Here is an 11,745-nt window from a genome sequence, read left to right as displayed (position 1 = left end):
TATTGTCTTAAAAAAATCAAACAGCGTAAAGCCCAGAAACGTATATTTCAGCCCTAAAGCGAAAAAATTCATACAATGCGAGTCGGTTTTATCAATATTCAATTCAATCCAATATTTTTTAGTGGCTTGGCCTTTTTTTAAAGTACTGATGTTGAATCATGTATTCACATTCTTTCGTACCCACTTAAGCTGTTTTGTATTTCAGCTCAGTCTTAAAAAGAATAAGTCTTATACAAAAGTTTTCACTTATCAATTTAACAGATGATGATATCAATTAAAAAAACACAAAAATGACATAAATTCATGTTTTTTAGTCAGGTTAAGCTAGTCCTTAACGTTAAGTCGATGTACCATATTGCGTCTTTAGAAATAACTGTGATAGGACTTATGCGCGAGTACGCTGTATTTACTTCAGAATCTGTAAGCGAAGGCCATCCAGATAAAATGGCTGACCAAATCAGTGATGCTATTTTGGATGCAATCTTAAAAGAAGACCCATATGCGCGGGTTGCTTGTGAAACGCTTGTAAAAACAGGTGCTGTTGTTCTTGCAGGTGAAATCACAACAACTGCAAATGTAGACTTTGAAGCAATTGTACGCCAAACCGTAAATGGCATTGGATACCATCATTCTGATTTAGGTTTCGATGGTTCAACTTGTGCTGTCATCAACATGATTGGCAAACAATCTCCTGAAATTGCTCAAGGTGTAGATCGTCAAAAACCTGAAGATCAAGGTGCTGGCGATCAGGGTTTAATGTTTGGCTACGCGAGTCGCGAAACAGATGTTTTAATGCCTGCTCCTATTTCGTATGCGCACCGTCTTATGGAAAAACAAGCAGAACTTCGTCGTAATGGAAGTTTGCCATGGTTACGTCCAGATGCGAAAAGCCAAGTGACTTTTGCATACGAAAATGGCGTACCTGTTCGTTTAGATGCGGTCGTATTATCGACTCAACACGATCCTGAGATTTCACAGACTGATTTAAAAGAAGCTGTCATTGAAGAAATCGTGAAAAAAGTAATTCCAGCAGATATGTTCCATGCGGATACCAAATTCCACATCAACCCTACTGGTATGTTTGTGATTGGTGGTCCAGTCGGTGACTGTGGTTTAACAGGTCGTAAAATCATTGTAGATACATATGGTGGTATGGCTCGTCACGGTGGTGGTGCTTTCTCTGGTAAAGATCCATCTAAAGTAGACCGCTCTGCTGCTTATGCTGGTCGATATGTTGCAAAAAATATTGTTGCCGCTGGTCTAGCCGATAAATGTGAAATTCAAGTGTCTTATGCGATTGGTGTTGCTGAACCAACATCTATCTCAATCAATACATTCAATACTGCTAAGGTTTCTGAAGAATTGATTATTGCATTGGTACGAGAGCATTTCGATTTACGTCCATATGGTATTACACGTATGTTGAATCTCATTCAACCGATGTATAAGCAAACTGCTGCATATGGTCACTTTGGTCGTGAAGGTTCTGATACTGCATTCACTTGGGAAAAGACAGACAAGGTTGAAGCGCTTAAAGCATCAGCTGGTTTGTAATTTCCAAATAAAAAAGCCCACATTGATGTGGGCTTTTTTATAGATTCAATTTGCTTTATCACTTTGATGAAGCGTGTCCAAAAACGACTGCTTCACAGGGACATTTTGGTTATCTTGTAAATATAAATGGGCCACTTTAAACACAATGGCTGCGGCTAAACACGCAATGATACAAAATATCCAAAAACCATAAGGTGTTCTGATATTTTGTGATCCGCATTCAGAACACACTTTGTCTGTCGAAGCAACCACCTTGTCGCAACACGCACAATGATACTGATACAGCATACTCATCCTCCCGATTTGACTGTCTTTTTATTTTTATCTACATCACCTTAGAGGCTAATATTTATACTATATAAGCCTTCACCAATAATCAACCTCAGATGTAGCTATAAAACAGCAACCATCTATGTCTTCATTCAATATCTTGTATTATCAGATATCTATATGAATTTTTTTTGACAACCTGCTCTATCATTCTTTTTTCTTCTAGAGATTATCCATATTTTATTCACGCACTCGCCCATCATATCCGCATGGAAATCATAAATTGAAGTAAAATAAACGTAGTTAAAAAATGATGATATGACGATGGTTCAATTAATTAAGAAAGGCGGCTTGAGAGAAAGAGCAAACAGAAGTCGCTCTTATCAAGGTTCTGAAAATACTGAAGCAACTTTGCGACCAAGACGTTATCAGCAAGACACGCTCGTTCTGACTCAAACAGAAGAGTTAGATCAGGATTCAGTTAAGCAAAATAAGCGCATCTATCCACAACCAGACTGCAAAGATCAAAAATAGACCACCCGATGCCATATCTATGTAATGCCCTGAACGCTGGTAGAGCTGTTTAATTTTAGGTCGTGCTAAAACGACCATCAAAAACGTAAAGGTTAAAAACGTTTGAATCGGAATAATGACTGCCAGTTGTATTTTCAACATCTCTGGTGCTGAAGCAGTTAAGGCAAGTGAAAATACACTACTAAAATAAATCAGTGTTTTAGGATTGGATAGGTTTGTAAACAACCCCATCAGAAAGTATTTTTCAGCTTTTAAAGGTAACTGATTTTCATCAATTGCATCAAGTTTGAAAGACTTATAGGTTTGCCAACCACCCTTTAGCATCGCCCAGCCCATTTTTGCCAAAAATAAACCACCGACTAACATTAAGACTTGTTGAATCCATGGGAATTGGGCAATCAAAAGTGCAAAACCTGATAAGGTTAAAATCACCCAAAATAAAATTCCAATAGAAATACCTAAAATAACTTTCAACGTGTTTGCGATTGTGGTTGACGCTGCGCATTTGGCAATCAACAAAATATCAGGTCCAGGACTCAATTGAGCAACAAGATGTAGGACACAGATGGTAAGTAATAGAGACATAAATCAAAAATGAATAAAAATTGTTTGAATTATACTGTTTTTTAGGAAAATCGAGATACAAAAATAAAAAAACCAGACATTACATCTGGTTTTGAACATGCGCAATTTACTTTTGATTAACGTCTTTCATTTCAATTTTCTTTGCTTCAGGTGTAATTTCTCTTGCTTCACCATCAATGATAGTAGAGTCATTTGAACCACGACCGTGCTGCTGGCTTTGCATTTCTTGCATTTGGCGCATTAAATCTGCAAATGGATTCTGACCATTTGCTTGACCACCCATGCCGCCCATATCTCCCATCATACCACCCATCATTTTTTCCATCATGGCTTGCTGACGCTTCATCATGGTTTTCATCATCACCGCTTTAAATGCTGTTTGAACAGGTGGAATTAGAATAAGTAAGGCGAATAGATCGGAAATTAACCCCGGAATCAAAAGGAAAATACCCGCAATAATTTTAGGTAAGTTATTGGTCAAATTCGGATCAGCACTCATATGACCTTGTTGCATTTGCTGCATCTGTGGCATTAAACCTGATGCATGAGAACGAACCATATTTAAACCAATAAAGAATGCAGCAATAAACCAGAAGAATACATACCACATACTTCCGACTAGATCACCCACACCGACCCATACGAAGATTTCAAGGACTATACCGATTAAAACAATAAGAGCTAATTTCATGAAATGTAATCTAATCTCAAAAATTTAAATATAGGGTCGTAATCATCTGCTCAATCTGTATCAAGCTTTTTTCATACGCTTATGTAACAATATGGGCATTATTTTATTTTTAAAGTCATGGAATGTCATTAATTATCGGAATTGATCCTGGTTCACGTCTAACAGGTTACGGTATTATTCAAAAAGAGGGGCAAAAACTCACTTTTGTTGATGCTGGAACAATTCGCACTGAAACACCTGACATGCCTGAGCGTCTAAAACGAATTTTTTCAGGCATTGAAAGAATCGTTAAATTTCATGGTCCTACCGAAGCTGCTGTGGAACAGGTATTTATGGCGGTCAATCCTGACTCTGCCTTAAAACTTGGTCAAGCACGCGGTGCAGCTATAGCGGCATTGGTCAATTTAGATCTACAAGTGGCTGAATATACTGCGCGTCAAATTAAACAATCTGTTGTTGGCTATGGCGCTGCTGATAAAGAACAGGTTCAAATGATGGTTATGCGCATACTTAATTTAAGTATTAAACCACAAGCAGATGCTGCAGATGCACTTGCCGCAGCAATTTGCCATGCACATGCCTCTGGCAGTATGAGTAAATTGGCTGTTTTAAATGCTTTAGGTGGAATGGCACGTGGACGAAGCCGCAGCAGTAGTCGTCGACGTTAAAAGTCTCTCGACACTCAATGCACTTATTGGCGAATTTGAAAGTTATCGAAATCACGCTCTTTGATGTCAATTAAGTCTTCATAGAAGATTTGCTTAACTTTACTATTATGAGGCCCTGCCATGGCCAGTTTGATCATGTCATTTACATCTTTATATGTGCCAACAATGATAGCTTCCACATCCCCATTATCCATATTTTTAACGTAACCAGTTAAATGCAACTTTAAGGCTTGTTCCATAAACCAGCGACGAAATCCGACCCCTTGAACAAGACCTTGTATCGTTAATTTTAAATATCGCATATCTATCCCTGAATTTTATTTTAGATTTACTATTTGATAAATCGCTTGAGCCATATTCTGAGCTAACAAACCACGTTCACCCTGTTGAGCCAATACATCACCTGCCACGGCATGTAAGTTAACAATTTCATGAAGCTGGATGGAATTAGACAATTGTCCTTTAAGACTAGCAATCATTCCTGCAAGAATATCCCCCATTCCACCTGTACCCATTCCTGGATTACCCTGGGTGCAAATCCAAATGGTTTGCTGCGTGTCAATTGTTAAACTTCCTGCACCTTTTAATACCCATTCACCAGCATACAGTGTTTGTAATCGTTTAATTGCTTTGATGCGGTCATGCTCAACTTCCGCCACGCTAGAGTGTAAAAGTTTTGCAGCCTCACCAGGATGTGGCGTTGCGTAAGTTCTCTCATTGAGTCGAATGGGCTTTTCAGATAAGAACCACAATGCATCAGCATCGAGTACAGTCGGTTTGTTCGTAGAGGACAGAATACTCATCCATTGATCATATTGCTCAGCTGCCCAATCATCACGTCCCAACCCCATTCCAAAACAAATCGAATCGACTTGCTGTAGCAAATTTTTTCGTTGTGATGGATCGAAACGATTAATATCCTGCACCATTACATTGGGAGATCGTGACAAAATTGCTGAATGATGTTTAGCATCACACACGATCGTGACTTTACCCGCCCCAGCGGCAAATGCAGCTTCAGCCGCCATAATCACCGCACCTCCCATTTGTGCATGACCGCCAATCACGAGCACATGCCCATACGTTCCTTTATGTCCTGTAGAGTGTCGTCGCGGCAAAATTGTTTTGACTGGGCTTAATCGGGCCACAGGTTTTAAATCTGAGTCACATGGTAAAATGGGAATGAGTTTTAGATGTCCTATAAAATCCTGTGCACGCCCTACAAATTGCCCTACCTTATATGCGAGTGCGGTAAGCGTATGCTGAGCATGAATAGCCATTGGTAATGGTTGACCTGTATTTGCATCTAAACCGCTCGGCATATCAATCGCAATTTTGACGCCGTCTTGCTCATTAATATGATGGATAATTCTCTGCCAGTCTTCACTTAAAGTACGATTAATTCCAATTCCAAACAATGCATCAATATAGACATCATAACCCTTACAATGGTTCAGATCGGTGAACTGCTTAAGTGGTATGGATTGACTCATTTTATAAGCACTCTGCAAGGAGTCAGCCGAGTGATGATCGACTTGTGAAAAATAAAAAATATCGATTTCTAGATTTTGGTTGAATGAACAATGTCGTGATAAAGAGTGCTGTGCTAAATAGTACGTAACAAGATAACCATCCCCTGCATTATTTCCTTTGCCGCAGCAGACTGCGATACGGATTTTCTTTTTTTCAATACCTTGAAGAATTGTGATGATTTCTTGTGCCATCATCCAAGCAACTTGCTGCATAAGACCAAAAGCACTATTTTGATCGTCAAACCAGCGCTGTTCCCAAGCTTGTATCTCACTGCTGTGATAAACTTGTTGATGCATTATCGTTCCTTTTTTTATTTATGACTCAATCTCTCTCATCTATACCAGCTCGTATTCCAACACAGCAATTTGATCCTCATGCGCTTAAAGCTTGGATTAAATCTCAAGCATTGGAACTGGGCTTCGCTGATTGTGTCATTGCCCGACCTGATGCTCAAGATGAATTACCTCGATTAAAAGCATATTTAGATCAAGGATTTCATGGTGACATGAAGTTCCTCGAAGAAAATTTGGAAAAACGTGCTAATCCAACACTGTTGGTTCCCCATACAAAAAGTATTATCTGCGTCAGAATGAATTATTTGGTTGAACGACCTCAACCTCGAACAGTACCTGATTTCCCTAATTCTGCCGTTATTGCGCGATATGCACGCGGACGGGATTACCATAAAACCATGCGCGGTAAATTAAAAACACTTTCAAACCTTATTCGAGAAAAAGTCGGTCCATTTGAATCAAGACCTTTCGCCGATTCAGCGCCTATTTTTGAAAAATCACTCGCTGAATCTGCAGGTATGGGTTGGACAGGCAAACATACCCTGCTCATCCACAAAAAATCGGGCTCCTTTTTTGTACTCGGTGAACTGTTTAGTTCTCTTGAATTACCCTTTGACGAGCCTGCCAGTGCGCATTGCGGCTCATGTACAGCATGTATTGATATTTGTCCAACGCAGGCAATTGTAGCGCCATATCAATTAGATGCCCGAAAATGTATTGCCTATCTGACCATTGAATACCAAGGGGTGATTCCTGAAGAACTACGCCGTGGCATAGGTAATCGCGTATTTGGATGTGATGATTGCCAGCTGATTTGTCCTTGGAATAGTTTCGCACAAATCACAACGGTTGCTGATTTCCATCCCCGTCATGGGCTGGATCGTCTTTCTTTAATTGAATTATGGCAATGGGACGAAGCAACATTCTTAGCCAACACAGAAGGCAGTCCACTGCGTAGAACAGGCTATGAAAGCTTTATGCGGAATATTGCGATTGGAATCGGGAATGCACCGTATCATCCAAACAATATTGAGCAATTGATACTAAAAAGAAATCAGTCTAGTGAGATTGTGCAAATCCATATTGACTGGGCAGTACAAGAACAACACTCAAAAAGAAATAATTAACACTACTTTTCCAAGATGACTTGACAAGACAAAATCACCATTTTGAGCATGATCTGAAATTTTAAGCACACGTTAGCAACAAGTTCTCAACTTCAAGTTCCCAAAAAATAATTCTGCGGCGAAAAACGCATAAAAATAGTTAAGTTTGTAACTAAATCCACAATGATTAATTTCTATTGAGTTGGCAAATTTGATAATTTTTTTGAGTCATTATTGTCATATTTTACGATTTTGCATTATTAAAATTACAGTATGATCAAATAAGTAGCTTTTTAATTGATGGATAAATTATGCAAGTACGCAATGATTGGACGCGTGAAGAAATACAAAAACTCTATGAACAACCTTTCATGGACTTAATTTTCGAAGCACAACGCGTGCATCGTCAATACTTTGATGCTAATACCATTCAGGTCAGTACATTACTATCGATCAAAACGGGTAAATGTCCTGAAGATTGTAAATACTGTTCTCAATCTGCACGTTATGATTCCAAACTTGAGGCCGAAAAAAGAATTGCTGTTGAAAAAGTAATTAATGAAGCCAAAGAAGCTCTCGCTTCTGGATCATCTCGTTTTTGTATGGGTGCTGCATGGCGAAATCCTCATGAACGCGATATGCCTTATGTACTTGAAATGGTACGTGAGGTAAAGGCCCTAGGACTTGAAACTTGTATGACCTTAGGGATGCTCAATCAATCACAAGCGGAACGTTTAAAAGAAGCAGGTTTAGATTATTACAATCACAATTTAGATACCTCTCGTGAGTACTATCCAAATGTGATTACCACACGCACTTATGATGATCGTTTAAATACTTTAGACTTTGTACGCCAAGCAGGCATGAAAGTGTGTAGCGGTGGAATTGTTGGCTTAGGTGAAGATACTCAAGATCGTATTGGTCTATTACATGAACTTGCGACCTTAGCTATTCATCCAGAATCGGTACCAATCAACATGCTTGTGCCGATCGAAGGCACACCCTTAGCAGACGTTGAAAAACTCGATGTGACTGAATGGATTCGCACTATTGCCGTAGCGCGTATTATCATGCCAAAAAGTTATATAAGACTTTCAGCGGGTCGAGAATCTCTTTCTGATTCGGATCAAGCATTAGCGTTTATGGCGGGTGCTAACTCTTTGTTCTCAGGTGAAAAGCTTTTAACGACACCTAATGCTGGTGAAGGCAAAGATAAGCAGTTATTCGATAAGTTAGGTCTAAAAGCAGAAAAAGCGAAGCCGACTGTATCAGAGCTGACTATAGATGCAATGGCAAGTTAATTCATAAGATTAGCTAAATAAAAAAACCGAAGCTTTGCTTCGGTTTTTATGATGTGATCAATATGCCATAACTGGCATTAAGATACTGTCCTGGCTTAATCTCATCTGTTCCATTGGCATGGTGTACCGTTATTTTTTGACTAAATGCATCAAACTCAAAGCGATCATAACTATCTTGGTGGTGCATCAACCAATAAATCGTATCTATGACATGATCATCACAAATATAAGTATTGGATTTAAAATCTTTACCCATTTAATTTAAACCCTTTCTCCAATCACAATATGATTATATCTCAATTCATTTTATTGAATATCATTTTCTTTATTTAAGATAATATCTAATTTTTTATTAATCCAACATATTATATTTACATATCACAATAAATCGATTTTCACACATTTTATTAGCGCTATTATTTTATTTTAATTTAGAATAAAGACTGATTATTATGAGTATTATTAATTTAAAACCTCAAACTGCATTGCAACACCGCCCCAGCGCACTGACCACACAAATTAATGCTGTATGGGGACAAGGACCCTCTTCACGTTATGAAAATCTCGCCTCGTTATTCAGACCTACATTTGAAAAAATCAAAGCTTCGCGATCAGAACGCGAAAAAAAGCGAATTTTAGCTTTTGAACAGATTCAATGGTTAAAAGACATCGGTTTTACGAAACTTCGCTTACCCAGTTCGCAAGGGGGATTTGATGCAACGATTCCAGAATTATTTAATCTATTAATCGAACTTGCCGAAGCTGATGCAAATTTACCGCAGGCACTTCGCGTACATTTTGGCTTTGTGGAAGATTTACTGCTCAGCCGCGACCCACAGTTTAAATCTATATGGCTTCCTAGAGTGGCTCAAGGTCAAATTATTGGAAGCGCATGGTCTGAAGGTGGAAATGAGTCCATTCATGAATTTAAAACGAGACTTTCCAAAGATGCTGAGGGACGCACGATATTGAATGGACAAAAATTTTATACCACAGGAAGCTTGTATGCAGACTGGATTGATGTGGGTATTACTGATTTGTATGGAGAATCAGCCAGTATTCTAATCCCTCGACATGCTGAAGGTGTTGAGATTGTGGATGACTGGAATGGTTTTGGTCAAATTCTTACAGCAAGTGGTACTACTAAGTTCACTGATGTTGTTGTGAATCAACAAGATGTCATCGGAGACCAACAGCGCTTTAAATATTCAGCAGCATTCTATCAACTGATTCAATTGGCAATTATTTCAGGGCTTACAAGAGCAGCAAGCTATGAAGTATCAGCTGAGGTTTATAAACGTGAAAGAAATTATACGCATGCCAATGCTTCCTTCGTCCGTAATGATGCTCAAATCCTACAAGTGGTGGGTCAAATTCGTGGTGTCGCGTACACCACTGCAGCAATTATTGGAAAAAATGCACAGGCGATACAACGTGCTTTTGAAGCTGGGTTGAATGATAATGAACAACTCGAAGCAGATCAAAATGCCATAGCAGAATTAGAGGTTGCTCAATCTCAAACCATTATCACCACACTTGCATTAAATGCTTCGACCATCATTTTTGATGCTCTAGGAGCATCAGCCACTGATAAAAACTTAGCTTTAGATCGTTTCTGGCGAAATATTCGTACGCTTGCATCACACAACCCAAGAATTTATAAAGATCGAATTGTCGGAGACTTTAGCGTAAATGGTGCATTGCCCCCTTATCAATGGCGTATCGGTAAAGTTGATGAATCAGGGCTTCTGCAAACAGATAAGGCTTCTTGAGCTCGCTTTAAATCGTTAAGACACTATTCTTTAGTGTTTTTTTTTAGTGTCTTTTTTTAGTGTTTTTTAAAGTGATCTATCTAAATCGCTTAGGCTATTAGAGCTCTTATTTACGAACCTAGTAAAAAGGTCCTTAACAGGACCTTCTTAGCAGCATCATCGAAATTACATCAATTAGGCAGCTTGAGTTTTCAAATGTTTCGCCAAAGGACTATTACCAATTTGCCATACAAATGGCAATTCAGTTTGATTCACAACAAAAGCTCCCACCACTTTCTCCTTATAAATAATCGGATTATGTGAGGATACAACTCTTGCATTACGCCAGAAACGATCTAACTGTTTTGATGAAGCGCTGGCTGAAGCACCCAAACTATTGAATAGTTTAGTTGTTAAATCAAGTACAAGATCAGAAATGACGACCTGCCCTTGAGCAGATTCTAGTTCCGCAATTTGATTAATCTCATGATCTTTTTCAGATGACGCATTAAAGTGACTTAAATATGCATCATCCAGTGCTGCAGCTGTTTTTAAAGTAATGGCTTGACTGGCAAATGCTTGGGAAGATGCCTTACCAATCACTTGTAGAATCTGAGCATCATCACGGACAAGATCAGCATTCCCGTGGCTAAAGATTCGAGTACGCTTACGCACTTCCTCACTAAAGGTCTCCACCGCAGAAAATGCGATGCCGGTCAGTGTTGCTAGATGTACAACTTGATAAAAAGCTGTTTGATATTTAAAACGCTGATCAAACGGGTAAATATGATCTCGTTCAATCGACACTTGGTTGATTTTTAGCGTCCCACTTCCCGTTGTTTTTTGACCAAATCCATCCCAATCATCATGTACTTTAATTCCATTAGCTTTAGTTGAGACCGCTGCAATCACATGCTGATCAGTGGTCTCATCATAGGCAAAAAGATCAATCCAATCGGCAAAAATAGTACCTGTAGAATAGAACTTTTCTCCTGAAACTTCATATTCGCCTTGTTGATTTTGTTTCACTCGGGTAATGACGTCGCCTATCTCAACATTATCGACTTCTGTCCAAGCGTTTCCTGCGATTTCACCATTTACAAATCGCTTAAACCAAAACGCTTGTGATTGATCTTTATGGGCCACTAAACGGTCTTCGACAAATGCAAAATGTCCACGTAAAGCTTGCACAATATTTGAATCCGCTGTCGCCAACTCGATTAAGATTTGGAAAAGTTGCTGTTGGGTAAAACCTGCACCGCCATATTTTTTTGGTACACGTAATGCACCAAAACCTACATCGTTTAACCATTTAATTTGTTCATGAGGCAAATCACGATCGGTTTCTCGTTGAACGGCCCCTTCTGCAATCCGCTTAAAAATCGGTCGAAACTTTGCTGCAACCTCTTCATAGTTGGCACCAAGTGAAAGTTCTTCATTCTGATTTAATATAGTCATA

General features: G+C 38.9%; 13 protein-coding genes. 6 read left to right on the top strand and 7 right to left on the bottom strand.

Features of this window, described 5'->3' with window-relative positions; translation table 11 throughout:
- Window positions 1-387 precede the first annotated feature (387 nt).
- Window positions 388-1,554: a methionine adenosyltransferase gene (gene metK, locus AC1M9E_RS06265; protein WP_035263794.1), complete on the top strand. Its 1,167-nt coding sequence runs from the start codon at window positions 388-390 to the stop codon at window positions 1,552-1,554.
- A gap of 45 nt (window positions 1,555-1,599) precedes the next feature.
- On the opposite strand, the gene AC1M9E_RS06260 is transcribed toward metK, so the two are convergent.
- Entirely contained in the window at window positions 1,600-1,842 is a 243-nt protein-coding gene (locus tag AC1M9E_RS06260) for a hypothetical protein (RefSeq protein WP_035263796.1), read from the bottom strand.
- Between the two features lie 306 nt (window positions 1,843-2,148).
- On the opposite strand from AC1M9E_RS06260, the gene AC1M9E_RS06255 reads away from it, so the two are divergent.
- Window positions 2,149-2,358 (top strand): hypothetical protein, encoded by a 210-nt coding sequence (locus tag AC1M9E_RS06255; protein ID WP_035263798.1) that lies wholly within the window; start codon window positions 2,149-2,151, stop codon window positions 2,356-2,358.
- On the opposite strand, the gene AC1M9E_RS06250 is transcribed toward AC1M9E_RS06255, so the two are convergent.
- Window positions 2,302-2,943, bottom strand: coding sequence for a LysE family transporter (locus tag AC1M9E_RS06250; protein ID WP_179998148.1), 642 nt, complete (start codon window positions 2,941-2,943; stop codon window positions 2,302-2,304). The two genes, AC1M9E_RS06255 and AC1M9E_RS06250, sit on opposite strands and share 57 nt — an antisense overlap.
- A gap of 106 nt (window positions 2,944-3,049) precedes the next feature.
- Window positions 3,050-3,634 (bottom strand): FxsA family protein, encoded by a 585-nt coding sequence (locus tag AC1M9E_RS06245; protein WP_035263802.1) that lies wholly within the window; start codon window positions 3,632-3,634, stop codon window positions 3,050-3,052.
- A 122-nt stretch (window positions 3,635-3,756) separates the two neighbouring features.
- On the opposite strand from AC1M9E_RS06245, the gene ruvC reads away from it, so the two are divergent.
- On the top strand, window positions 3,757-4,302 hold the full coding sequence (ruvC, locus tag AC1M9E_RS06240) for a crossover junction endodeoxyribonuclease RuvC (protein ID WP_035263804.1): 546 nt from the start codon (window positions 3,757-3,759) through the stop codon (window positions 4,300-4,302).
- A 23-nt stretch (window positions 4,303-4,325) separates the two neighbouring features.
- Here ruvC and AC1M9E_RS06235 read toward each other — a convergent pair whose 3' ends face one another.
- Window positions 4,326-4,604 carry an acylphosphatase gene (locus AC1M9E_RS06235; protein WP_092766403.1) on the bottom strand — a complete coding sequence of 93 codons (279 nt, stop codon included), beginning with the start codon at window positions 4,602-4,604 and terminating at the stop codon, window positions 4,326-4,328.
- 15 nt (window positions 4,605-4,619) lie between these two features.
- The gene (locus tag AC1M9E_RS06230; protein WP_488225153.1) at window positions 4,620-6,131 is read right to left on the bottom strand and encodes an NAD(P)H-hydrate dehydratase; all 1,512 of its coding nucleotides are present in this window, start codon (window positions 6,129-6,131) and stop codon (window positions 4,620-4,622) included.
- 20 nt (window positions 6,132-6,151) lie between these two features.
- Here AC1M9E_RS06230 and queG point away from each other — a divergent pair, with 20 nt between their 5' ends.
- Window positions 6,152-7,255 (top strand): tRNA epoxyqueuosine(34) reductase QueG, encoded by a 1,104-nt coding sequence (gene queG, locus AC1M9E_RS06225; protein WP_481607450.1) that lies wholly within the window; start codon window positions 6,152-6,154, stop codon window positions 7,253-7,255.
- 290 nt (window positions 7,256-7,545) lie between these two features.
- Window positions 7,546-8,535 carry a biotin synthase BioB gene (gene bioB / locus AC1M9E_RS06220; protein WP_481592720.1) on the top strand — a complete coding sequence of 330 codons (990 nt, stop codon included), beginning with the start codon at window positions 7,546-7,548 and terminating at the stop codon, window positions 8,533-8,535.
- Between the two features lie 46 nt (window positions 8,536-8,581).
- Here the strand turns inward: bioB and AC1M9E_RS06215 are convergent, their stop codons facing one another.
- Window positions 8,582-8,791, bottom strand: coding sequence for a hypothetical protein (locus AC1M9E_RS06215; protein ID WP_481591093.1), 210 nt, complete (start codon window positions 8,789-8,791; stop codon window positions 8,582-8,584).
- Window positions 8,792-8,987: 196 nt separating this feature from the next.
- Between AC1M9E_RS06215 and AC1M9E_RS06210 the strand changes: the two genes are divergently transcribed.
- On the top strand, window positions 8,988-10,307 hold the full coding sequence (locus tag AC1M9E_RS06210; protein WP_481607451.1) for an acyl-CoA dehydrogenase family protein: 1,320 nt from the start codon (window positions 8,988-8,990) through the stop codon (window positions 10,305-10,307).
- Window positions 10,308-10,481: 174 nt separating this feature from the next.
- Here the strand turns inward: AC1M9E_RS06210 and AC1M9E_RS06205 are convergent, their stop codons facing one another.
- Window positions 10,482-11,744, bottom strand: a complete 1,263-nt coding sequence (locus tag AC1M9E_RS06205) for an acyl-CoA dehydrogenase family protein (RefSeq protein WP_488225152.1) — start codon at window positions 11,742-11,744, stop codon at window positions 10,482-10,484.
- Between the last annotated feature and the right edge of the window lies 1 nt (window position 11,745).

This window comes from Acinetobacter sp. 24-47-47, from assembly GCF_057737035.1.
The sequence above is the reverse complement of the archived record's forward strand: the minus strand, read 5'-3'. Positions and strand labels throughout refer to the sequence as shown.